We start from the raw sequence: 22,807 nt of genomic DNA, 5'->3' as shown, positions 1-22,807 counted from the left end.
TATGGATATTAACGCATACATAGAATCCGGGATTTTAGAGCTTTACGTAGCTGGCGCACTTTCTGAAAAAGAAAACAAGGACGTGCATGCGCTTATGCAACAACATCCTGAAATTTTACAAGAAGTTTTAAATATTGAAGCTGCCATTGTTAAGTTAACGGCTTCCACTTCGCCAAGCGACACCAAGCATATTTTAGACCGTATTAAGCAAACTTTAGGCTTTGGTGGCAATAATGATGCTAAAATAATCTCAATAGCTAAACCCAAATACAATTGGCTAACCTACACAGGTTGGGCGGCATCCATAATTTTGGCGGCTGGATTATTTTGGGCAATGAACCAAAATAAGCAATTAAAATACGAGGTTCAAACAGCTAAAACACAGCAGTCTATTTTAGAAATGCAGATTGCCGATGCCAGAAACAATTTAGAAGAAGCCCATACTTTAATATCGGTTTTAAGGGATGAAAACATTACCGAAGTGCCCTTGGCCGGTCAAGGCGATTTTGCAAATACGTATGCCAAAGTGTATTGGGATAAAAACACACAACGGATCTTTTTAGATGCCCAAGGTTTGCCCGATCCACCCGAAGGCAAAGTATACCAGGTTTGGTCTTTAAAACTGAGTCCGCTTACACCAACAAGTTTAGGAACTATTGACAGTTTTACAACAGACGAAAACAAAATCTTTGAAATTGAAAACTTAAACGAAAGTGAAGCTTTTGGAATTACTTTAGAACCTGCCGGCGGAAGCGAAACACCAACTATGGAACAACTTTATACTTTGGGTGTGGTTGGTTAGCGGTAGCGCACTACATAAGAAAACTTGATAAATGAGAAAATTTGGATTCTTAATAACAATGATTTTCGCGACTATTCTGATTAGTTGTAATTCGGAGAAATCTAAAACAAATTCCGAAAGTGAAAATTTAAATTATTCTGAAAAAGAACCGGACACGCTAACTAAGCATCTAAAACCATTCAAAGCTGAATTACCTACAATTGGACTTTTGATGTATAATGGGGTTTTACAAAGCGAAGTAATTGCGACATCTGATGTGTTCGCAAAACCGACCGAAGACGGAAAACAACTTTTCAATGTTATATCAATAGCTGAAACGAAAAATTTAATCACAACAGAAGAAGGAATGCGATTTGTTCCCGACTACACATTTGAAGATTGCCCAAAATTAACAGCTTTATTCGTACCGAGTGCTTATGATATGTATGCTCAAGTTAACAATAAAAAAATTGTAGATTTTATAAAAGAGAAAAATAAAGAAACTAAATTTATTGTGAGCAATTGTGCAGGAGCTAAATTAATTGGTGCATCAGGAATTGCGGACGGAAAGAAAATCGTTACTTGGATTGGTGGAGGAAAACAATTGCAAAAGGATTACCCAAATTTAAGGGTCCAAAACGATAGTTTAGTAACTTTTGTAGAAGATGGAAAATTCAGTTCTTCAAACGGAAATTTGGCAAGTTATATTTCTGCATTGAATTTACTAGAAAAAATGACTAGCGCAGAACACAGAAAGTTTGTCGAAAGCTATTTATATCTTGACCGGCTTCAAAGCTGGAACCAATAAGCGCTTTAGAAAATAACGTGTATTTCTCACAGATAATTAGTTGATTAAAAGATTTAAACCAATGTACAACCCTGACCATTTCTATTATTAAAACTAAAATCCCGCAAAATTTACTTATTAATAATGTGAAATGTTTCCGTTAAAAGAAAGCGCCCAATTATATTTCTATAATCGGGCAACTTTCAACCAAACAATCAACCATCAAAAAAATCAAACACTTCAATCCCTTTTTTTAAAGCTTTTTTATAATTTTTGTACTTTTTGAGCGGCCATTGGGCCTAGTTCAAAAGCACTTTCCAATAATTCTTTTTTCAATTTTTTTACCTCATCCCATTTACCATTAGCTTTATAAATATGGGCTAAATGAAACAGGGCTTCGGGTTCAAACGTTTTTCCAACTACATGGTTTTCCATAATTTTTAAAGCATCCTTAACATCGCCTTGATTGTAATAGGTCCAAGCCAATAAATCGTAAGATTGTGGTGTTGGCCGGTTGTTAATTTCTGTATTTGCAAGCTTTAAGGCCTTTACGGTTTGTTTGGAATCTTCAGCATAAATAAGCGCATTATGTTTATTGTACATAGCACCGTACATGTTATTGTTTAAAGCCACTTTATATAATTTTAATTGCGTGTCTTTTAAATTAGAATCGCCTTTATATTCAGCTATTTCAGCTTTTAACAAATGGTAATCTGGAGCATGGTGTGTTTTTGTCACCGCGTTTAAAATACGAAGCGCTTCATCTGGATTTTTTTCATAGGAATACACAATCCAAGCAATGCCTTTTTTGGCATAGGCATCTTCAGGATTCAATTCCAAAGCTTTTAAATAATGATTGTAAGATGCTTTAACATTTCCAGCGTGCCCGTAATAATCGGCTAAATTTGTATAAACCCATTGTTTTATAGAAGGGATGTTTGAAGCTTCGGCAATGACTTTGGCTTGTTCCATATATTTTATGGCAGCATCTAAATTACCGCGGTGATCGGACCATTTTGATAAGCGTATCAAATAATCAAAATCCGACGTATCAATAATCTCATTTAAGTATTGTTTTGCCAATTGGTAATTACCCAATTCCAAATGCACATCGAACAACATTTTTTGGGTGCTTATCACGCCTTCGCCTATAGTTTCAGCTTTTTCTAATAATTGTAATGCTTCTTTAAACCGGTGTTGCGAAATGTAATTTCTTGACAAGGCTCTTAAATATCCTACTTTTTTATAATGACTTAACTCGTTTGCTTCAATCAGGTTTTTTTCAGCTTCAATTAAAGCTTCAATGCGTCCTGTTTTAGCAAATATTTGAGATTGAGATGCCGCGATTTTCGATAAATAAGGAAACTGATTTGGATCTTTTTCATACTTTTTTTCCCAAAATTTCAAATCTTCCTTTACGAGTTGCAACATCTCGTTCTCAGTAATTTCTAAATAAAAATTATAATCGGTTGCGTCTGTGATTTTTTTCGATTCCGTATTACAGCTTGCGGTTAGTAGCAATAGCACGAGTAATACTAATGGATTTATAGGTTTCATTGTTCTGTTTTTTTGTGGTTTTTGTTTGTTACTGTATTGTGCAGGTTAAAATATCAGGGCATACTAAAATTAATATACCCTGATGAAGTAGCCATTACCATGGTGAGGCTAAGTAAGGAAATGAGGTTAAAAAAGGTTTATCGTTGGCATCTACGTGATCGTTTGATAACCCAGGGTTTTCGGTAAAATCTTCGCCGCCAAAAATCAATAATAGCTCAACCGTTATAACGTCATCTGCCAAAGCACGACCAGTTAAAACATTGGTGCCATCGTAAAATGTAGTGGTTCCGTCAAGCGATACGTTTAAAACATCGGTAGCCAAAAGGCCTGTAAATGCTGCCGAGGTTTGCCCAAGTGCATTAGTATCTCCAGGGTTTGCGAATGCGGGACTCAAACCTTCCAAATTAGCTTGAAACATGCTTTGAAAAGCAGCACTTTGGTTTGATGGCGCGGTTACATTAAACTGGTCTTTTGCCGCGGCTGATACAAATACCGTGTTTACGGCAGGCCTGCCCATTTGATCTTCTTGCATGTAGACACCCGAAAAATCCGGTGCTTCCTCTACTATTACGGTGTCATCATTACTTGTACAATTAAATGTTACCAACGACATTGCGAAGGCGACGCTTAATACTTTTATAGTTTTGCTCACAGTGCTTAAATGGTTTAAGTGGTTGTGAAATTTCTTTGAAGTTTTCATGTTTTTATATTTTATAAACGATTAAATATTATTTTCTTTTTGACTCAACCCAGGTGTTAATAGTTCCACTACCACCAATCATTGATTTTGGAACCTCAACTACAATAGACATCACATTGGTACCTGCAAACGTGTCCGCTCCCGGCATATTAAAACTGGTTGCTGTGCCTCCAATAATTGCCGAATATTGCGCAAAATCCATAAAGAAAGGATCATCGCGAGGACCAGCGAAAAAGCTCATATCGCCTTTAGTAGCAACAATAGCGCTCGATCCTGTTGTAATATCTACAACGCCGCCAACTGTTGATGCGGTTTCAATAGAACTGGCCAACCCTATTTGCGATGGTGCTACAGGGCCAAAGAAGTACATTTTACCATTTCTGGGAATGGCTTGAATAACTAAATCTTCAACATTGTCGCCCGTGTTATCAATATTAAATTCCACTAAAACATTTTCGTCAAACGTGGCACTTGATGTTGCACTTGGACTTAACAAGCCTTGAATATTGGCCACAAAAACCAAATTGTTTACCTCTTCGGCCTGAAAGGCATAAAAATCGGTAATATCGCTATTACCACCTTGTACAGCTGGCGCATCAATATGATCGGCTGCAATAATGAAGATACTAGCTACCGCTATAACTCCAATTCCTAATACTTTTTTTAAATTTTTCATGATTTTTGATATTTTTGAGATTATTAAATTTTGACTCTCAGGCATACCTACGGAAAAAAGAAAAGAGCGGTTTTGTTAAAATTTTGTTAAAGAAATAAATTGCGCACTTATTCAGCTAAAAGATTACTTTTACAGTCTATATATAATTGAATTATGAACCCATCATCCGTAGGTTGGATTAAAAAGCTTTTAAAGTTCTTAGAAAGTAATACCCAATTTTTGAATTACTCTGAGGATGGTTTTTATAATATACTGCGAGATACCGGTTTTATTTACGGCACCAATCTTAAAGTAATAAACAATCATTTTAAAGAGTTTAACTTAACCGAAGCGGAAATGTGCAAGCTAAATTTGTGCTTGTCTTTTTTATATACACACCAAAAGCTGAATCATGAGAGTAATTTTTTGGACAGTGTGTTAAACTTCTATAAAGAAATTGGAGAGCATAAACTTTCTTTTTTCAAGGAATTGTTGGGAAGCTCTTCCAGTAGCGAACAATTGGAAAATATCATTCATAAACGCACTCAAATTGATGACAACATCATTACTAAAAACTTTAATTATTTTTTAATTAATGGCCTGCTTTATATTGATGTGCTCGCATATCGAGCTTTTATTGAGAACGATGGATTTTCATTGGATTACCTGAAAAATTTAGAAGCCAGTATTGAAGCCATTTCGTTAAACGTAATCACTTCAAAGAAAGAAAAAACGGAATATGATGAAAGTTTAATTAAACTCTTTGAATCGTCATTGCGTTATGAGAACAAAGCGCATGTTGATTACAAATCGGCTATCAAATTTATAAAAACTCCGCAGCAAAAAAAGTATATACTTGACTTAGCCTGTATGGCAACTTGGAGCGATAAGATTATAGAAAAGTCAGAACAGGAATTCCTGCTAAAACTCGGTAATGATTTAAAGCTTAGCTTGTCTTCTGTAAACGAATCCATTAAAGCCGTAAATGATTTTTACAACATAAATAAAGATAATATTGCCTTGTTTAGCTCTAAAAACGTGGTAAAAAGTTTTTATGACAATTCCAGTAAAGTGGTTACCACTTTAATCTCCCGAAATAGCAAAAGACTGTATAAAGAATTGGTTGGCAGCAAAGAACTTATGGTGCTTATTTCCCAATCTACCGTTAGGGATTTAAATAAAGAAGAACAAAAAAAAGTACAAGAACAACTTTTGGATATTTTTAAATCGATACCAAGTCTTGCTATATTTTTACTTCCGGGCGGTGCGCTATTACTGCCTTTAGTGGTTAAATTTATTCCTAAATTATTACCATCGGCTTTTGATGATAATAGGATTGAAGAATAATAAATGTGTTTATTGATTTTATTTCTGTTAGATTTACAACAATCTAAACATTAAAATCACATATGATAACTTACACGATTAACGACTTAAACAACATTTTAAAAGGTGAATTAATTGGGCACACAAACCAAATAATTGATGGCCCAGAGCAACTGCTAAATGCAAAGAACAATCATATAACCTTTATTGGAAGCAACAAATATGTTAAGCATTGGGTCGACTCAGAAGCTTGTGCTGCCGTTGTAAACGACAATTTGAATGTTGAACCCGGAGAAAATCGGGCGTTAATAAAAGTGAAGAATGCCGATTTAGCCATGGCAAAAATATTGGAACTATTTAATCCTTCAACACCAGAATTTGAAGTTGACATCCACCCAACTGCGGTTATCCATAAAACGGCAACCATAGGGAAAGGCAGTAAAATTGGCGCCAACTGTTATGTTGGAAAAGATGTTGTTTTAGGAAACGAGGTTGTTTTATACCCAAACGTTTGTGTTTTTGATGAAACCTCCATTGGCGATAACACTGTAGTATGGTCTGGAACCGTAATTCGCGAACGCTGTACTATTGGTAGCCATTGTATTTTTCATACCAACGTAAGTATTGGTGCCGATGGCTTTGGCTATCGCCCAAGTGACGATGGTCGTGGATTGGTTAAAATACCACAAATTGGTAATGTTATTATTGGGCATTATGTAGAAATCGGTGCAAACTCCTGTGTTGATCGTGCTAAATTCAGTTCCACTATTATTGGTGATGGCTGTAAAATTGACAACCTAGTACAAATAGCGCACAACAGCGTTATGGGACGCTCGTGCATTATGGCAGGACATAGCGGACTTGCGGGTTCCGTTACTTTGGGCGATGGTGTAATTATTGGTGGTAGTGCTTCAATTAAAGACCACACCACCATAGAATCCGGGGCTACCGTTGGTGCCGGTTCTGGGGTAATGAACAATGTAAAAGCAGGACAAACCGTTTTGGGTTACCCAGCGCAAGAAGCGAGGGATATGTTGAAACAATGGGTAGCCGTTAGGCGTTTTATGAAAAACAACTAAATACGTTTTATATAATTCACAAAAAAAAAATCGGATATAGATTGATGTTTAACAATCCATATCCGATGACTATTCTCAACAAAACGTGTTTATTCGTTTTCGTCTTCGGGTTTATTAAATTCAGACTGATATTTTTCCAAAAACCTCTTTTGTCTTTCTACCATCTGTTGTCTTATTTTATCAATATCCATAAAGTCTTTTCCAAAATCGCTTCCAAAAAAATCGTCGTTAAAAAAGTGTTTACTAAATAGGGAATCTGATGTAAACATATCTTCAAAGCCTTGATTTTTAAACTGGGAAAAGTTTCTAAAAAATTTCGACTCAAATGATTTCACCAAACTATCTTTCCCAAATGTTGACAAATCATCGAACTGTTTGTTGGAAGACCAAGAATATATACTATCATATCGTATTAAATTCCCGAATTCGTCAAATTCTTTATCTACCTTCCAAGAGCCTTTAGGTTGTTGTATGGCTATTTCAATACTGTCTTTAATTTCTGCTTTTTTATTAGTATCCTTTTGCCCATTACAACTCACACTCAACAAGGCCATAGTTAAAAATAATATATACTTTTTCATTGCATTACCTTTTTAGTTAAACATTGTTTTGACAAAAAAGGAGGCACAAATTACGCCTCCTTCTTTTAATAAATCATAAAATAATTAGTGAAACTATTATGAAATTTTAATAGTTCTAGGAGGCTTTTGTTTTGCCTCTTCTTTTTTGGGTAACAAAATACTTAAAATACCATCTTTATAGCGTGCATCAATCTTATCTTCGTCTACGCTTTCCGGTAATGTAAAGGTTCTTTTGAAAGATGAATAGCCAAATTCCCTACGCGTAAAGTTTTCATCTTTATGCTCGCTTTCTTCCTTGGTTTCCGTAGAGATTGATAATACTTGATTTTCTAGGTCGATTTGGAAATCGGATTTTTTAAGACCCGGAACGGCCATTTCCACCGTAAAATCATCGGCAGTTTCTTTTATATTTACTTTAGGCAAAGACATGCCTGTATTGAAGTTTGAATTAAAAACCGATGGCAGTTCTCTGTTAAAAACATCATCTAACCAACTTGACCAATTTGGGAAGCCTACATTTGAATTAGTGTTTGATAAACTTCCGTTTTTAGGAACATTAACTAAATTGCTCATAATTACAAAATTTTAAATTAAACATTAAATCTTTTTTTGAAATCTCGAGTGATTTCAACCATTACTAAGCAAATTAAATGCCATAACGAATAATAAGGGTTTTTATGTTTATTTATGAATATTTGACAGTTTATAAGTTAAAAAAAATGTCATAATGTCGGTTGCTAAATACGTAAACTTAAGATTTTGGAGTGAATCTAAAAACTAAATATAAAAGTTATATAAATTGATTTTGTTAGAATAAAATGATAATTTCGTTTAACAACCAATGAAGTTCATTATCATAAAAACAAAATTTTATCTTTAGATACTCTTTAATTACAATGAATGGCAAAAAGAAAGCTACATATTAACTGGTTGAACCACGGATTGGAATTCTTGGTGGTAATTATTGGAATTTTGATAGCATTTCAACTAAACAAATGCTCAACTGAAAACGAGCAAAACAAAACTGTCGACATACACCTAAAGCAAATTATAGATGAAGCAAAATTTAATAAGGCGTCGCTCAAATCCGCACTGGCACATGGAGAAATGAATATTGCAAAGTTCGACACCATATTTTCACTTTTAAGTCATGACAAGGGTTATGAAAAAATAAATCGTTTATCAATTGAACTTCTCAATCTGGGAGGGGTTTATTTTAGAAAGAATTCTTTTCAAACGCTTACCGAATCGGGCGACATACGGTTTATTAAAGAATTTAACGTTAAAAAAAGAATAGTTAATTTGTACGAATACTATAAATGGGTTGAGTCTTTTGATGAAATTTCAAGAAGTCTTTATATGCAAGATTATTACCCTTATGTAAAAAACAATTTTGATCTTACCACAGCCCAAAAGCAAGACAAAGAAATCTATCAAAATAAATTATTCAAAAACATATTGGCTTCTTACAAAAGAACAAGCGAAAACAGAATTCAGAAATATCGAGATTGCATAAAAGAAATAGACAAGTATTTGAAAAATACTAAATAAAACTGACGATAATATTGTGTACCAGACACATAGTGCTTAAGCACAGCTACGAGCCACATGCTTGCCATAAACCAAACCTTCAAAAAAAACCTATTTCAAACTCGCCAAACTCGCTTTTAAGGTTTCTATTTTTGCCAAAGCATCGGCTTCTTTTTTCTTCTCGCTTGCAACTACCTGTTCTGGCGCCCCCGCAACAAAACGCTCATTAGACAGTTTCTTTTGCACCGATTTTAAAAAACCTTCAGTATAGTTTAATTCTTCGGTTAGCTTTTTAACCTCAGCCTCAACATCAATAGTTCCTGCCATGGGCACAAAATACTCGTTAGATTTTACCCTAAAGGTTAAAGCGCCTTCAACAGCTTCGTTAACATAATTAACAGCCTCGAGATTGCCCAGTTTAGCTATAAGCGCATCAAAAGTTTTGGTGGCGTTTTCGTTATTTATTACAGAAAACCCAATCGCATCTTTAAAGGCAATATTTTTTTGTTTTCTAATGGTACGGATACCCGAAATAACCTCGGCAGCAAAATCGAATTCTGAAATTATATCCTCATTAACAGGTTTTGCCTCTGGATATTTAGAAACAATTAAAGCTTCCTCGGACGACCGTGTGGTAATATGTTGCCAAATTTCTTCTGTTAAAAACGGCATAAATGGATGCAATATTTTTAAATTGTTTTCTAAGATAGAAATGGCTGCATCGTAAGTTTTCTGGTCGATAGGCTGCTGATAAGCCGGTTTTATCATTTCCAAAAACCATCCGCAAAAATCGTCATAAATCAACTTATACATACTCATTAAAGCATCACTTAAACGGTATTTGCTAAAATGATCTTCAATTTCAATCAATGCTTTTTGAAATTTAGCCTCAAACCATTCTATGGCTATTTTAGAAGATTTCGGTTGCTCAATTTCGGCTACTTCCCACCCATTTATCAATCTAAAGGCATTCCAAATTTTATTGGCAAATCCTTTGCCTTGATTACACAACGCTTCATCGAACATTAAATCGTTGCCTGCAGCAGAGCTCAACAATAAGCCCACACGAACACCATCGGCTCCATAGGTTTCAATCAATTGTAATGCATCGGGAGAATTCCCCAAAGATTTACTCATTTTACGTCGTTGTTTATCGCGAACCAAACCGGTTAAATAAACATTCTCAAAAGGTTTTTCGTTTTTATACTCGTAACACGCAACAATCATACGTGCCACCCAAAAGAATAAAATATCGGGTCCGGTAACCAAATCGTTGGTTGGGTAGTAATATTTTATGTCCTTATTTTCGGGGTTTCTAATGCCATCAAACACGCTTATGGGCCATAGCCACGATGAAAACCAGGTATCGAGCGCATCGGTTTCCTGACGCAAATCGTTGATGGTTAGTTGTTGATTGTTGGTTTTAACTTTAGCTTTCTGTAGTGCTTCATCTATACTTTCGGCAACCACAAAGTCTTCTTTTCCTTCGCCGTAATAGTATGCGGGAATTTGTTGCCCCCATAATAGCTGACGCGAAATATTCCAATCGCGGATGTTTTCCATCCAATGGCGATAGGTGTTTTCAAACTTTTTAGGAAATAGCTTAATATCGGCATCTTTATCTAAAACCGCTTTTATGGCCGGTTTTGCCAAATCTTCCATTTTTAAAAACCACTGATCTGATAATCGCGGTTCAATAATGGCTTTGGTGCGTTCTGAAATGCCAACACGATTGTTATAATCTTCAATTTTTAGAATATGCCCTTTTTCTTCAAGTTCTTTTACGATTTCTTTTCGAACCACAAATCGGTCTTTGCCCTCGTAATGCATTCCAAAAGAATTCAAAGTCGCATCTTCGTTAAAAATATCAACAACCTCAAGGTTATGTTTATCGCCTAAAGCCTTGTCGTTTTCGTCGTGAGCCGGTGTAACTTTAAGGCAACCTGTACCAAATTCAACATCAACATAATCATCCTCAATTATTGGAACCACGCGGTTACAAATGGGCACAATGGCTTTTTTACCTTTTAAATTTTGGTGACGCTCATCGTTTGGATTAATACAAATAGCGGTATCGCCTAAAATGGTTTCAGGGCGTGTGGTAGCAATGGTTAAAGCTTCATTACTTCCTTCAACCTTGTATTTTACGTAATATAACTTTCCTTGTTTTTCAACATATTCAACCTCTTCGTCCGATAATGTAGTTTTTGCCTCAGGATCCCAATTTACCATACGGTAACCGCGGTAAATCTGGCCTTTTTCATATAAGTCCACAAAAACTTTAATAACGGCTTCACTCATATCGTCATCCATGGTGAATTTTGTTCTATCCCAATCGCAAGAACAGCCTAGTTTTTTCAACTGTTCGAGAATCACACCACCGTATTCGTGGGTCCAATCCCAAGCGTGTTTCAAGAACTCATCGCGAGATAAATCGTTTTTATCAATGCCTTGCTCCTTTAACTTAGCAACTACCTTAGCCTCGGTAGCAATTGATGCGTGATCTGTACCCGGAACCCAACAAGCGTTTTTACCTTGTAAACGCGCCCGACGAATCAGCACATCCTGAATGGTGTTGTTAAGCATATGCCCCATGTGCAATACGCCCGTAACGTTTGGAGGCGGAATTACTATGGTATACGGCTCTCTTTCATCTGGTTCTGAATGAAAATAATTGTGTTTCATCCAGTAATCGTACCATTTACCTTCTACCTGACTTGCATCGTATTTTGATGGAATTTGCATACTTTGGAATAGTTTTTGAACATTGATGTGCAAAAGTACTTATATTTCTTTTTCTGTGAAATGCGCACAGCTATTAATTTTATTTATGCCATCAGATTTTAGTATGCAAATTACGTCTGACAACAAAAAAATAAATATTAACAGACGAAAGCCCATAATGGGCATTTAATTATAAGCTAAATCTTAATGGTTTTCTTGTATAAAACGAAAAGTGGTATGTACTTATAACTAAGTTGAATATGTTAACAAACGTGTATTACGTCTATTATTTTTGTAGATTGTGGAAAAAGTACCTATGTTTGACATGAATTTAAAATTAAAAGTAATGAAACAATTAATTACAATTTTATTTATCGGACTGATTAGTTTCTCTGTAAACGCCCAAGATAAAGTGGCGAAAATAGAGTTTAAATCGGATACAATTGATTATGGAACTATTGAAAAAGGAGCTGATGGTGTACGCGTTTTTGAATTTACAAATACAGGAAATGCGCCTCTTATAATCTCGAAAGTGTCTTCTACTTGTGGTTGTACCATACCAAAAAAACCTGAAGGACCTATTTTACCAGGAGAAACAGGGAAAATTGAAGTAAAATACGACACTAAACGTGTAAACCCAATTAGAAAAACAATCACCGTTATCTCTAATGCTGAAACACCAACGGTTGCCTTAAAAATTAAAGGTCTTGTTGTCGATTCCAGCAAGGCAAGTGTACTTGATAAGAAAAACAAAAGTGTTATGGAGCAGTAATAAAGCCATACCCTTTATAAAAATTAAGTCTGAGCATTATTTATGTTCAGACTTTTTTATTTAAAAAAATCTTCCAACAGGAATGCATAGCTTAAAACCCTGCCATTTCTGTCTACTCTCAGTTTTATTTTTTTTCCATCGTCGTCATAAAACGAATACATTAATTGTTGCAAGGTATATTGGTGGGCAGGTTTACCGTTAATGGACAACACAACATCACCATTTTGCAATCCAGCGCGGTGTGCCGGAGAATCTACACGCAACTCTACAATGGCGTACGCTGGTTTTAATGAAAATTTGTAGCGCGCATCAAAAACAATTCTTGTCCCATTTTGGTTGGTGTCGTTGCTCAGGTTGTTATTTGGCACAAAACTTTCTCTTTCCTTTACAAACCTAACACCATTATGCGCCAATTCTATACCGCTTTTGTTATAGCTGAATTTTTCTTTAAAATGTCCGTTCTTTTTAAAGGTTACTTTGGCATTTCGGTAATCCATAATAATATTAAAACGTTTTAAAATATTACCGGCTAAACTGCCATTGCGTCCTGTAATTTTTTTAGCATGGGAAATAGAAGAAGAATCCGGAAAAGCCACATTTGCATTTTTAAGCACAAAATTTTTCAACGAAAACTCATCGATTCTAGAACGCTTTCCATAAACACTGCCGCTAAGTCCGTGCCCTAAAAAATCTTCAAAATACCGGTTGCTGGAAACTATCCCCAAGGTATCATCTTCAAACAACCATAAGGCATCACTTCCCCCGGAATCAATCAATAATTTTACAGGAATTGGTTTATTTTTTATTTTAATCTCGGCATTTATATAAGGCTTGTTATTGTAAAATTCCAAACTAAATATCTCGCATTTTTTACAGGTTTTATAACGGTAACTCGTGGGCTCTGTTATCCTGATGTATTTATGCATATAGTTTATCTCTATTACCAAATCTTTAAACAAATCGAAACCCAAAATCCCGTGTACCGGAACGCCTAACCTTGGCGCAAAATTTAAATTGGCATCGTATACCGCATACAAATCTTGGTTTAGCTTAATGGCATCACCCACTTTAAACACATTGTTTCTGGATTTTAAGGCCTCAACCGATTCGCCTTCGCCCAAACCTCTTAAATATATCTTTTTGGTATCTTTAATTTTTAGGGTATCGGACACATTTAAAAAATTGAAAATGATAGGTTTGCTCACACCAGTATCCAACAAAAAGGATAGTTCAACACCATTAATTTCAACAGGGATAACAATTAAATTATTTATGAGCTTAAACTTTATTCTATCCGACCTTTTTTTATTTTGAATAACAAACTTTCCTTGCGAATACGCGGCGTTACTCAAACAAAAAAACAATAAAATAAGAGCAAAGGCTTTTTTCATATGTGCGGCTTATATTTTTCTTTCATCAATTTACTAATCTTTATAATAGCTTTATGATTTATAGCTGTTTTTTAAAAAAACTTTAAGATAATTTTCTCAACTTTGCATATTAATATACTTTTAAATGCCAACAATATCAAAAAAAGGGCAGTTAATGCCTCAATCGCCTATACGTAAATTAGTTCCGTTTGCCGAACAAGCGGTAAAAGAAGGTAAGTCTATATATTATTTAAATATCGGTCAGCCCGATATTAAAACACCGGATATTGCATTGCAAGCCGTTAAAGACAGTAATATTGAGGTTTTAGCCTATTCAAGATCTGAAGGTTCTGAAATTTACAGGCAAAAAATCTCGGCATATTACAAAAAGCATGATATTCATGTTTCTCACAACGATATTATTGTAACCACGGGTGGCAGTGAAGCGTTGTTATTTGCCTTTGGAAGCATTATGGACGTGGATGACGAAATTATAATCCCCGAGCCTTTTTATGCCAATTACAACGGGTTTTCAACAGCTTCGGGCGTAAACGTTGTGCCCGTTATTTCTAAAATTGAAGATAATTTTGCACTACCTCCTATTGAAGAATTCGAAAAATTAATCACCCCAAAAACAAAGGCTATTTTAATCTGCAACCCTGGAAATCCTACAGGTTATTTGTATTCCAAGGAGGAAATTCAAAAATTGGCTGCTATTGTTAAAAAACACGACTTGTTTTTAATTGCCGACGAAGTTTACCGCGAATTCGCATACGACGGAAACACACATTACTCTGTAATGCAAGAAGCAGGTTTAGACGAATATGCCATTATGATCGATTCGGTTTCAAAACGCTACAGTATGTGTGGCGCAAGAATTGGCTGTTTGGTATCTAAAAACAAATCCGTAATCCAAACTGCATTAAAATTTGCACAAGCACGTTTAAGCCCACCAACTTTAGCTCAAATTGCAAGTGAAGCCGCTTTGGAAACGCCACAAAGTTATTTTGACGATGTGATTGAAGAATATGTAGACAGACGAAACATTTTAATTTCCGAATTACAAAAAATTGACGGCGTTAAAGTTGCCAAACCAAAAGGTGCTTTTTATTGTATTGCCGAATTACCGGTTAAAAATTCGGATGATTTTGCACAATGGTTGTTAGAAGATTTTGATGTTGATGGCGAAACCGTTATGGTCGCCCCAGCTGGCGGATTTTACTCGACTCCGGGTGTTGGCTTAAACCAAATTCGTATTGCCTACGTACTTAAAAAAGAGAGCTTAATTAAAGCTGTAAATGTTTTAAAAGAAGCTTTAAAAGTGTATAAAGACTAGTGAACATTAAAGAAAATATATCTTTAAAACCATACAATACTTTTGGTATTGATGTACTCGCAAAACATTTTGTAGCGGTTTCAAATCTCGATGAGTTAAAAGAAGTTTTAGCGCTAAATGCGTATCCAAACAAACTTATTTTAGGTGGCGGTAGCAATATGTTGCTTACCAAAAACCAAGAAGCCTTGGTTATCCACGTTAATTTAAAGGGTATTTCGATAATTTCTGAAGATAACAACACGGTTACCGTAAAAGCCAATGCCGGCGAAAACTGGCACGAATTTGTGCTTTGGTGCTTAAAACACAATTTTGGGGGTATTGAAAACTTATCGTTAATTCCCGGAAATGTGGGTACGGCACCCATTCAAAACATTGGTGCTTATGGTGTTGAGTTAAAAGATACATTTGTTTCGTGCGAAGGTCTGTCTTTAGAAACAAAAAAAATAAAATCATTCTCCAAAACCGATTGTGATTTTGGTTACAGAAATTCCATTTTCAAACAGGAGGAAAAAGGAAAATATGTTATTACAAGCGTTACTTTTAAACTCACGAAAAAAGATCACAAGCTTAATATTGCGTACGGCAGCATTACTTCTCAGCTCGATTTGATGCATATTACACATCCAACCATTCAAGATGTTTCAAAAGCTGTGATAGCCATCCGCGAAAGCAAATTACCAAACCCAAATGAGATAGGTAATAGCGGTAGTTTTTTTAAAAACCCCGTAGTTTCAAAAGCAGATTACCATGCGTTGGTTGAAAATTTTAAAGATATCCCGAGTTATACCATTGCCGACGATGAAATAAAAATCCCAGCCGGTTGGCTTATTGAAAAAGCAGGTTTTAAAGGCAAGCGTTTTGGCGATTATGGCGTACACAAAAAACAAGCCTTGGTACTTGTAAACTATGGAAACGCCAAAGGTTCGGATATTTTAAATCTTTCAAAATTAATTCAAAAAACAATTAAAAGACTTTTCGGCATTTCAATAGAAGCCGAAGTAAATATCTTATAATCTAAAAGAAATTTATAACTTTGATGGTATTACTAACCTATAAACATCTTGTTTAAACCAAATTTATCTTGATTACACCCATAGAAAAAGACATAGTTACGCTTCTTGAAAATGGCGACAAAAAAGCCATTACCCTATTGTATGAAAACTATGCAGATGCCTTGTACGGCGTTATTAAAAAGGTAATAGCGGACGATGACACGGCACAAGATGTACTTCAGGAAACCTTTGTAAAGATTTGGAGATACTCAAAAAAATACGATTCAGACAAAGCAAAACTGTTTACTTGGCTGTATAGAATTGCCTATAATACGGCTATCGATAAAATCCGTTCTTTAAAGAATAAAACCGAAAAAGAAGTCCAAATGGAAACTTCATCCGTATATAAAGTATCATTTGGCGAATTAAATCAGGATGTTTTAGACATAAAAAAGCACCTTAGTAGCTTAGATGAAAAGTATCAAATAGTAATTAATGCACTCTTTTTTGAGGGCATGACGCAACAAGAAGCCAGTGAGGAATTAGATATTCCGCTGGGAACTATAAAATCGAGATTGAAAATTGGATTAAGAGAATTGAAAAAAATCTATAATCCCTAAAAAATAAAGTCATGAATGAGAAAATAAATATTTTTTTAAATTCTGGCCTATTGGAAAAATATCTTTTAGGTAAAACCACTTCTGAAGAAACAGAAATGGTTGAAACCTATATTTCAAAATACCCAGAAGTACAAAACACCTACAACACCTTACAATACAACCTAGAAATAGTTGCCAAAAGTAATGCTGTTGAAGCGCCCAAAAGCCTTTTAAATAATATTTTAGAAGAGCTTGACGAGAAACCCGTTGTTAAATTAAAACCATCGTACAAATACAAAAAATGGTATAAATTTAGTGTTGCTGCCAGTATTGCGGCACTGATTTTTGCCGGAACATCGTATTTGTTTTACACTCAAAATCAGAAACTTTCAAAAGAAAACCAAGTGGTTGTTGATGAGATTTTTGATTTACGTAGCGATATTGCGCAAAACAACAAAATGCTAGACGATGTGATGCGCCAGCTTTTAAAGCTTAACAACCCGGAAACCGAGAAGTATATCATTACAGGCAACGAACGCGCCAAAGACTTAAAAACAGTGGCTTACATAAACCCTAAAGAGAAAACATCAATGATTGATGTGGTTTCCTTACCGCAATTACCAGAAGAACAGTGCTACCAAATATGGGCTGAACTACAAGGAAAAATGGTGAGTTTAGGAATTTTAAGCGAATCGGACAGACAACTTAAATCGTTGCCTTATACAGAAGATGCATTAGCATTAAAAATCACCATTGAACCCAAAGGTGGCAACAGCGTTGCTTCGGTAGAAAACTCTGTGGCACAAGTTAGTTTACATTAAGGTTAATAGCAGCCTAATAAACAAAAAGCCTCATTTTAATTTTTAAAATGAGGCTTTTTTATGCCATTATAATTCTTAAAAATTAGCCACAAAATCATTATCTTTGCATAAAATTTACAGCCATGAAACTTCTTTTAATTACCATTATTTTATTAGGATTAGGAATTGCCGGAATTGCCATAAAACTTTGGGCTAAAAAAGACGGCAAATTTGCCGGTACCTGTGCAAGCCAAAACCCAATGCTGAATAAAGATGGTGAAGCTTGCGGCTTTTGCGGAAAAACACCAGACCAATTTAAAGACTGCAACGACCCTCAACATTCGTAATTTTTCATGGGTATTCTTGACGTTTTGTTCTACACATTTATTGCTGTAGTTTTTTTTCAAGTTATATATTATTTATTTTTTTTAGGACGATTCGCTTTTTTAAAACACCAAAAAACAGATTCGAAAAACATTCCCATTTCGGTTATTGTTTGCGCCAAAAATGAAGCCAAAAACCTAAAAACATTTCTTCCTTCTATTATCGCCCAAGATTATGATAATTTTGAAATTGTTTTGATTAATGATGCCTCGCAAGACGACTCGTTAAACATTATGAAAGCTTTTGCATCAAAACACAACAACTTAAAATTAGTTGATGTAAAAAACATCGAAGCGTTTTGGGGCAACAAAAAATACGCTTTAACACTTGGCATAAAAGCCGCCACGCACAATCATTTATTATTTACCGATGCCGACTGTAAGCCTGTTTCAAAACAGTGGATTACCGAAATGGCCTCGCAATTCAGCACAGATAAAACCATTGTTTTGGGTTACGGTGCGTATACAAAAATTAAGAATTCATTTTTAAACAAACTCATTCGTTTTGAAACCTTAATCACAGCCATTCAATATTTTTCGTTTGCAAAAATGGGCATGCCGTACATGGGCGTTGGTAGAAATTTAGCGTACACCAAAACAGAGTTTTTTAAGGCTCGTGGTTTTATGAATCACATGAAAATTCGATCGGGCGACGACGATTTGTTTATCAACGAAGCGGCCACCAACACGAATACCGAAATTTGTTTTACAAAAAACAGTTTTACAAAATCTAATCCCGAAACCCAATACAAATCATGGTTTAGGCAAAAAAGACGTCACATATCCACGGCCAAACACTACAAACAAAACCATAAAGTTTTATTGGCTTCAATTTACGTTTTCAACTTTCTATTCTGGATTTTGACCATCATATTATTAGCGTTTCAATTTAATTGGCAACTGGTAGTTTCGTTGTGTTTATTCCGAATTATTGTACAGTATTTCGCCATGTGGTTTTCAACAAAAAAACTGGATGAAAAAGACCTCATATTCATTTTTCCTGTCTTGGAAATCTTTTTAATTATGGCGCAATTAACTATCTTTATAAACAATCTTGTTTCAAAACCTAACCATTGGAAATAGAGAAAGCCATTAAACTTGCCAAAAAAAACGACCAAAAGGCCTTTAATTATTTGTTAGATGTATTTTGGGATAGCGTTTATGGGTTTCAATTAAAACGTACTGAGAATGAAAATGATGCCGAAGATATTACCATTCAAACATTCTCGAAAGCTTTTGACAAAATTGAAACCTTTGACGAATCGTACAAATTTAAAACATGGCTGATTACCATTTCAAAAAACATTCATATCGATTTACTGCGGAAGGAAAAAAACTCAATTTCCCAAGTTATTTCCAAAAACGACCGCGATGCTTTCCAAGTTTTAGACGAATCGCCTTCACCTGAAGACAAGCTTATTACCGAGCAACATTTGGCTAAACTGCTTCGGGATATCAAAAAGCTAAAACCCCATTATCAAGAAATTATTAATTTAAGATATTTTCAAGAGTTAAGTTATAAAGAAATTTCAGCAGAACTTAATGAACCCATTAACAACGTAAAGGTGAAACTTCTGCGCGCTAAAAAGTTGCTGGCTGAAATTATTAATAAAAGCAATGATTAGCAAACTCAAAAACCTGGGTCCGGGTTTATTATTTGCCGGTGCCGCCATTGGGGTTTCGCATTTAGTGCAATCTACTCGTGCGGGTGCCGATTTTGGTTTGGGCTTGGTTTGGGCCTTACTTTTGGTAAATGTGTTTAAATACCCGTTTTTTCAATTTGGCCCGCGCTATGCCACGGCAACGGGAGAAAGCTTATTAGACGGCTACCATAAATTAGGAAAATTCGTTTTGGCATTTTACTTTATTTTAAACATTGCCACCATGTTTACAATTCAAGCAGCTGTAACCATTGTAACTGCTGGATTAGCCTCAACGCTTTTTGGTGATTTTGAAGCTTTTAAAATTGGAAATAGACTTGTTACCAGCACAGAAATTTGGACTGTGATTATTTTAATTATTTGTTTATCCTTATTGATTATTGGAAGGTACAAATTGCTCGACAGGCTGATGAAAATTATAATCATCACATTAACCATAAGTACAATTATTGCGGTTTCCATGGCTTTGATGGATAACGCGAATCCTATTTCTTTTAAACAAATACTCCCGGAAAACGCTTTGGAAATAGCCTTTTTAATCGCTTTTATGGGTTGGATGCCCGCGCCTTTGGATGTTGCGGTATGGCAATCGCTTTGGGCCATCGAAAAAAATAAAGACACCAAAAGTTACAATACCAAATCGGCTTTATTCGATTTTAATGTCGGCTATTTAAGCACCATCGTTTTAGGTATTGGTTTTTTGTTTTTAGGCACTTTAGTAATGTTTAACAGCGGAGAAACATTTAGCAATTCTGCGAGCGTTTTTTCTGGACAACTCATAAACATGTACACCGTGAGTTTAGGCAATTGGGCCTATGTTGTTATTGGTATTGCGGCATTTACAACCATGTTTAGCACAACACTAACAACATTGGACGCCTCCCCACGAGCCATGAAAAAATCAAGTCAACTACTTTTTGGCAGCATATCAAAATTTAATTATACATTTTGGATGGCCGTATTGGCCGTTGGCACCCTTGCCATCTTTTTCTTTTTAGCATCAGAAATGGGCTTGCTTATAAAAATAGCCACCATTTTATCGTTTATTACGGCACCCTTTTATGCCATTGCAAATTACACTTTAATTTCGAGCAAGCACACGCCTAAAGCGTGGCGACCATCAAAACAATTGCATGTTTTAAGTTGGCTAGGCATCATTTTTTTAATAGGATTCAGTATTTGGTTTCTAACCACTTTATAAGATACTTTTAATAGATACTTTGTATCTTTGTACATTGAAATTTGATATTAGATGAATACAGATACCGCTTCAAATATACTACCAGAACGTCAAGCTAAACCTAAATGGCTTCGTGTAAAGCTTCCAACAGGAAAAAAATACACCGAACTGAGAAGTTTAGTAGACAAATACAAATTAAATACCATTTGCACCTCCGGAAGCTGCCCGAACATGGGTGAATGCTGGGGCGAAGGCACTGCAACTTTTATGATTTTAGGTAATATCTGCACGCGTTCCTGCGGATTCTGTGGCGTAAAAACAGGGCGACCGGAAACGGTGGATTGGGATGAACCCGAAAAAGTAGCACGCTCGATTAAACTCATGAAAATTAAACACGCGGTTTTAACCAGTGTGGATAGAGATGACTTAAAAGATATGGGAAGTATTATGTGGGCGGAAACCGTAAAAGCGGTGCGCCGAATGAATCCCGATACGACTTTAGAAACCTTAATTCCCGATTTTCAAGGCATTGAACAGCACATTGATAGAATTATTGATGTCGCACCAGAAGTGGTTTCACACAACATTGAAACGGTTAGACGCTTAACACGCGAGGTGCGCATACAAGCAAAGTACGATAGAAGTTTAGGTGTTTTAAAGTATTTGAAACAACAAGGGCAACGCAGAACAAAATCTGGCATTATGCTTGGTTTGGGCGAAACCCGAGAAGAAGTTATCGAAACCCTTCACGATTTAAAAGCAAACCATGTGGATGTGGTTACCATTGGGCAATACCTTCAGCCCAGTAAAAAGCATTTGCCCGTAAAACAATTTATAAACCCAGATCAGTTTAAAGAATTTGAAGATATTGGGTTAGAGCTAGGCTTCCGCCATGTAGAAAGCAGTGCTTTGGTACGTTCGTCTTACAAAGCTCAAAAACATATAAACTAATATGATTAGAGTTGCCATTAATGGTTTTGGAAGAATTGGCAGACGTGTTTTTAGACTACTCCAAGACCATAAAAACATCCAAGTTGTCGCTATTAACGACTTAGCCGACACTAAAACCTTAAATCATTTACTTAAGTACGATAGCGTACACGGGCTTTTTAATGGCACGGTTTCTTTTGATGACAATCACATTATTGTAAATGATAAAAGCATACCGCTATTAAATTACAATCATCCCAGACATATAGATTGGTTGCCTTTTGATATTGATTTTGTAATTGAGGCTTCAGGGAAATTTAAAACTAAAACCGACTTACAACATCATATAAACAATGGTGCAAAACGTGTAATATTAACTGTGCCGCCCATTGAAGACGATATTAAAACCATAGTTGTTGGAGTAAATGATACTATTATTGATGGCACCGAAACCATCATCTCCAACGCTTCGTGCACCACCAACAATGCCGCACCAATGATTGATATTATCGACAGGCTTTGTGGCATCAATCAAGCCTACATAACAACGGTGCATTCGTATACAACAGACCAAAGCTTACACGATCAACCTCATCGCGATTTGCGTCGGGCCAGGGCAGCAAGTCAATCTATTGTTCCAACAACAACAGGGGCAGCAAAGGCGTTAACAAAAATTTTTCCCGACCTTGCCAACGTTATTGGCGGTTGTGGCATTCGGGTTCCTGTTATTAACGGTTCATTAACCGATATCACGTTTAATGTAAAAAATGAAGTTTCCATCGAAACCATAAACAGCACATTTAAGGAAGCTTCAAAACATCACTACAAAAATATTTTAGAGTATACCGAAGACCCCATAGTTTCAATCGATATTGTTGGAAACACACATTCCTGTATATTTGATTCCCAAATGACATCCGTAATTGGAAATATGGTAAAAATCATTGGTTGGTACGATAATGAAACTGGATATTCTAAAAGAATTATTGATCTAATATGCAACTTATCGGAAAAAAACACTCTTTTATCGACAAAATAATTATATTTGTCATGAATATTGAATA

Annotated in this window: 23 protein-coding genes; 16 read left to right on the top strand and 7 right to left on the bottom strand. The window is 35.5% G+C overall.

What is annotated here, in order from left to right; all coding sequences use genetic code 11:
* Position 1: 1 nt before the first annotated feature.
* Together ACN5J7_RS03360 and ACN5J7_RS03355 are read left to right on the top strand one after the other, a co-directional pair.
* Entirely contained in the window at positions 2-802 is an 801-nt protein-coding gene (locus ACN5J7_RS03360; RefSeq protein ID WP_418602729.1) for an anti-sigma factor, read from the top strand.
* Between the two features lie 31 nt (positions 803-833).
* Entirely contained in the window at positions 834-1,589 is a 756-nt protein-coding gene (locus ACN5J7_RS03355) for a DJ-1/PfpI family protein (RefSeq protein ID WP_418602728.1), read from the top strand.
* A gap of 243 nt (positions 1,590-1,832) precedes the next feature.
* Here ACN5J7_RS03355 and ACN5J7_RS03350 read toward each other — a convergent pair whose 3' ends face one another.
* The 3 genes from ACN5J7_RS03350 to ACN5J7_RS03340 all read right to left on the bottom strand — a co-directional run bounded on the left by ACN5J7_RS03350 (position 1,833) and on the right by ACN5J7_RS03340 (position 4,501).
* Positions 1,833-3,125, bottom strand: a complete 1,293-nt coding sequence (locus ACN5J7_RS03350; protein ID WP_418602727.1) for a tetratricopeptide repeat protein — start codon at positions 3,123-3,125, stop codon at positions 1,833-1,835.
* 94 nt (positions 3,126-3,219) lie between these two features.
* Positions 3,220-3,738 carry a DUF4331 family protein gene (locus ACN5J7_RS03345; RefSeq protein WP_418602834.1) on the bottom strand — a complete coding sequence of 173 codons (519 nt, stop codon included), beginning with the start codon at positions 3,736-3,738 and terminating at the stop codon, positions 3,220-3,222.
* A gap of 115 nt (positions 3,739-3,853) precedes the next feature.
* Positions 3,854-4,501, bottom strand: coding sequence for a DUF4331 family protein (locus ACN5J7_RS03340; protein ID WP_418602726.1), 648 nt, complete (start codon positions 4,499-4,501; stop codon positions 3,854-3,856).
* A gap of 153 nt (positions 4,502-4,654) precedes the next feature.
* On the opposite strand from ACN5J7_RS03340, the gene ACN5J7_RS03335 reads away from it, so the two are divergent.
* Together ACN5J7_RS03335 and lpxD are read left to right on the top strand one after the other, a co-directional pair.
* Positions 4,655-5,827, top strand: a complete 1,173-nt coding sequence (locus ACN5J7_RS03335; protein ID WP_311939614.1) for an LETM1-related biofilm-associated protein — start codon at positions 4,655-4,657, stop codon at positions 5,825-5,827.
* Positions 5,828-5,889: 62 nt separating this feature from the next.
* Entirely contained in the window at positions 5,890-6,885 is a 996-nt protein-coding gene (gene lpxD / locus ACN5J7_RS03330; RefSeq protein WP_311939613.1) for a UDP-3-O-(3-hydroxymyristoyl)glucosamine N-acyltransferase, read from the top strand.
* A gap of 89 nt (positions 6,886-6,974) precedes the next feature.
* Here the strand turns inward: lpxD and ACN5J7_RS03325 are convergent, their stop codons facing one another.
* Together ACN5J7_RS03325 and ACN5J7_RS03320 are read right to left on the bottom strand one after the other, a co-directional pair.
* Positions 6,975-7,466: a hypothetical protein gene (locus tag ACN5J7_RS03325; RefSeq protein ID WP_418602725.1), complete on the bottom strand. Its 492-nt coding sequence runs from the start codon at positions 7,464-7,466 to the stop codon at positions 6,975-6,977.
* A 96-nt stretch (positions 7,467-7,562) separates the two neighbouring features.
* Entirely contained in the window at positions 7,563-8,039 is a 477-nt protein-coding gene (locus tag ACN5J7_RS03320; protein WP_418602724.1) for an Hsp20/alpha crystallin family protein, read from the bottom strand.
* A 327-nt stretch (positions 8,040-8,366) separates the two neighbouring features.
* Here ACN5J7_RS03320 and ACN5J7_RS03315 point away from each other — a divergent pair, with 327 nt between their 5' ends.
* Positions 8,367-9,017: a hypothetical protein gene (locus ACN5J7_RS03315; RefSeq protein ID WP_418602723.1), complete on the top strand. Its 651-nt coding sequence runs from the start codon at positions 8,367-8,369 to the stop codon at positions 9,015-9,017.
* A gap of 90 nt (positions 9,018-9,107) precedes the next feature.
* On the opposite strand, the gene ACN5J7_RS03310 is transcribed toward ACN5J7_RS03315, so the two are convergent.
* Positions 9,108-11,741, bottom strand: a complete 2,634-nt coding sequence (locus ACN5J7_RS03310) for a valine--tRNA ligase (protein ID WP_418602721.1) — start codon at positions 11,739-11,741, stop codon at positions 9,108-9,110.
* A 325-nt stretch (positions 11,742-12,066) separates the two neighbouring features.
* Between ACN5J7_RS03310 and ACN5J7_RS03305 the strand changes: the two genes are divergently transcribed.
* Positions 12,067-12,492, top strand: a complete 426-nt coding sequence (locus tag ACN5J7_RS03305) for a DUF1573 domain-containing protein (protein WP_418602719.1) — start codon at positions 12,067-12,069, stop codon at positions 12,490-12,492.
* A 56-nt stretch (positions 12,493-12,548) separates the two neighbouring features.
* Here ACN5J7_RS03305 and ACN5J7_RS03300 read toward each other — a convergent pair whose 3' ends face one another.
* A complete protein-coding gene (locus tag ACN5J7_RS03300) occupies positions 12,549-13,883 on the bottom strand; it encodes an aspartyl protease family protein (protein WP_418602718.1) in 1,335 nt (444 codons plus the stop codon).
* A gap of 124 nt (positions 13,884-14,007) precedes the next feature.
* On the opposite strand from ACN5J7_RS03300, the gene ACN5J7_RS03295 reads away from it, so the two are divergent.
* The 10 genes from ACN5J7_RS03295 to gap all read left to right on the top strand — a co-directional run bounded on the left by ACN5J7_RS03295 (position 14,008) and on the right by gap (position 22,782).
* Entirely contained in the window at positions 14,008-15,198 is a 1,191-nt protein-coding gene (locus ACN5J7_RS03295) for a pyridoxal phosphate-dependent aminotransferase (protein ID WP_418602717.1), read from the top strand.
* Positions 15,198-16,211, top strand: coding sequence for a UDP-N-acetylmuramate dehydrogenase (murB, locus tag ACN5J7_RS03290; RefSeq protein ID WP_418602716.1), 1,014 nt, complete (start codon positions 15,198-15,200; stop codon positions 16,209-16,211). The genes ACN5J7_RS03295 and murB overlap by 1 nt, the downstream gene beginning before the upstream one ends.
* A 68-nt stretch (positions 16,212-16,279) precedes the next feature.
* Positions 16,280-16,810: an RNA polymerase sigma factor gene (locus ACN5J7_RS03285; protein WP_311939597.1), complete on the top strand. Its 531-nt coding sequence runs from the start codon at positions 16,280-16,282 to the stop codon at positions 16,808-16,810.
* 11 nt (positions 16,811-16,821) lie between these two features.
* A complete protein-coding gene (locus ACN5J7_RS03280) occupies positions 16,822-17,610 on the top strand; it encodes an anti-sigma factor (RefSeq protein WP_418602714.1) in 789 nt (262 codons plus the stop codon).
* A 122-nt stretch (positions 17,611-17,732) separates the two neighbouring features.
* Entirely contained in the window at positions 17,733-17,936 is a 204-nt protein-coding gene (locus ACN5J7_RS03275) for a membrane or secreted protein (RefSeq protein WP_311939593.1), read from the top strand.
* A gap of 6 nt (positions 17,937-17,942) precedes the next feature.
* Entirely contained in the window at positions 17,943-19,055 is a 1,113-nt protein-coding gene (locus ACN5J7_RS03270; RefSeq protein WP_418602713.1) for a glycosyltransferase, read from the top strand.
* Entirely contained in the window at positions 19,046-19,597 is a 552-nt protein-coding gene (locus tag ACN5J7_RS03265) for a sigma-70 family RNA polymerase sigma factor (protein ID WP_311939589.1), read from the top strand. The genes ACN5J7_RS03270 and ACN5J7_RS03265 overlap by 10 nt, the downstream gene beginning before the upstream one ends.
* On the top strand, positions 19,590-20,834 hold the full coding sequence (locus tag ACN5J7_RS03260; RefSeq protein WP_418602712.1) for an NRAMP family divalent metal transporter: 1,245 nt from the start codon (positions 19,590-19,592) through the stop codon (positions 20,832-20,834). The genes ACN5J7_RS03265 and ACN5J7_RS03260 overlap by 8 nt, the downstream gene beginning before the upstream one ends.
* Before the next feature lie 51 nt (positions 20,835-20,885).
* Positions 20,886-21,764: a lipoyl synthase gene (lipA, locus tag ACN5J7_RS03255; protein ID WP_311939585.1), complete on the top strand. Its 879-nt coding sequence runs from the start codon at positions 20,886-20,888 to the stop codon at positions 21,762-21,764.
* Position 21,765: 1 nt separating this feature from the next.
* A complete protein-coding gene (gene gap, locus ACN5J7_RS03250) occupies positions 21,766-22,782 on the top strand; it encodes a type I glyceraldehyde-3-phosphate dehydrogenase (RefSeq protein WP_418602709.1) in 1,017 nt (338 codons plus the stop codon).
* Positions 22,783-22,807: the final 25 nt, after the last annotated feature.

The organism is Hwangdonia sp. (assembly GCF_048381975.1).
Classification (GTDB): domain Bacteria; phylum Bacteroidota; class Bacteroidia; order Flavobacteriales; family Flavobacteriaceae; genus Hwangdonia; species Hwangdonia seohaensis.
Note: the sequence above shows the minus strand (reverse complement) of the source record. Positions and strands in the feature narration are given on the sequence as shown.

What these genes read in the sequence shown, in the direction of transcription:
- ACN5J7_RS03270 (WP_418602713.1), top strand. Translation starts at nt 17,943, where the DNA reads ATGGGTATTCTTGACGTTTTGTTCTACACATTTATTGCTGTAGTTTTT.
- ACN5J7_RS03260 (WP_418602712.1), top strand. Translation starts at nt 19,590, where the DNA reads ATGATTAGCAAACTCAAAAACCTGGGTCCGGGTTTATTATTTGCCGGT.
- ACN5J7_RS03280 (WP_418602714.1), top strand. Translation starts at nt 16,822, where the DNA reads ATGAATGAGAAAATAAATATTTTTTTAAATTCTGGCCTATTGGAAAAA.
- gap (WP_418602709.1), top strand. Translation starts at nt 21,766, where the DNA reads ATGATTAGAGTTGCCATTAATGGTTTTGGAAGAATTGGCAGACGTGTT.
- ACN5J7_RS03325 (WP_418602725.1), bottom strand. Translation starts at nt 7,466, where the DNA reads ATGAAAAAGTATATATTATTTTTAACTATGGCCTTGTTGAGTGTGAGT.
- ACN5J7_RS03275 (WP_311939593.1), top strand. Translation starts at nt 17,733, where the DNA reads ATGAAACTTCTTTTAATTACCATTATTTTATTAGGATTAGGAATTGCC.
- ACN5J7_RS03315 (WP_418602723.1), top strand. Translation starts at nt 8,367, where the DNA reads ATGGCAAAAAGAAAGCTACATATTAACTGGTTGAACCACGGATTGGAA.
- ACN5J7_RS03295 (WP_418602717.1), top strand. Translation starts at nt 14,008, where the DNA reads ATGCCAACAATATCAAAAAAAGGGCAGTTAATGCCTCAATCGCCTATA.
- ACN5J7_RS03335 (WP_311939614.1), top strand. Translation starts at nt 4,655, where the DNA reads ATGAACCCATCATCCGTAGGTTGGATTAAAAAGCTTTTAAAGTTCTTA.
- ACN5J7_RS03340 (WP_418602726.1), bottom strand. Translation starts at nt 4,501, where the DNA reads ATGAAAAATTTAAAAAAAGTATTAGGAATTGGAGTTATAGCGGTAGCT.
- lipA (WP_311939585.1), top strand. Translation starts at nt 20,886, where the DNA reads ATGAATACAGATACCGCTTCAAATATACTACCAGAACGTCAAGCTAAA.
- ACN5J7_RS03320 (WP_418602724.1), bottom strand. Translation starts at nt 8,039, where the DNA reads ATGAGCAATTTAGTTAATGTTCCTAAAAACGGAAGTTTATCAAACACT.
- ACN5J7_RS03305 (WP_418602719.1), top strand. Translation starts at nt 12,067, where the DNA reads ATGAAACAATTAATTACAATTTTATTTATCGGACTGATTAGTTTCTCT.
- ACN5J7_RS03360 (WP_418602729.1), top strand. Translation starts at nt 2, where the DNA reads ATGGATATTAACGCATACATAGAATCCGGGATTTTAGAGCTTTACGTA.
- ACN5J7_RS03300 (WP_418602718.1), bottom strand. Translation starts at nt 13,883, where the DNA reads ATGAAAAAAGCCTTTGCTCTTATTTTATTGTTTTTTTGTTTGAGTAAC.
- lpxD (WP_311939613.1), top strand. Translation starts at nt 5,890, where the DNA reads ATGATAACTTACACGATTAACGACTTAAACAACATTTTAAAAGGTGAA.
- ACN5J7_RS03310 (WP_418602721.1), bottom strand. Translation starts at nt 11,741, where the DNA reads ATGCAAATTCCATCAAAATACGATGCAAGTCAGGTAGAAGGTAAATGG.
- ACN5J7_RS03355 (WP_418602728.1), top strand. Translation starts at nt 834, where the DNA reads ATGAGAAAATTTGGATTCTTAATAACAATGATTTTCGCGACTATTCTG.
- ACN5J7_RS03350 (WP_418602727.1), bottom strand. Translation starts at nt 3,125, where the DNA reads ATGAAACCTATAAATCCATTAGTATTACTCGTGCTATTGCTACTAACC.
- ACN5J7_RS03345 (WP_418602834.1), bottom strand. Translation starts at nt 3,738, where the DNA reads ATGTCGTTGGTAACATTTAATTGTACAAGTAATGATGACACCGTAATA.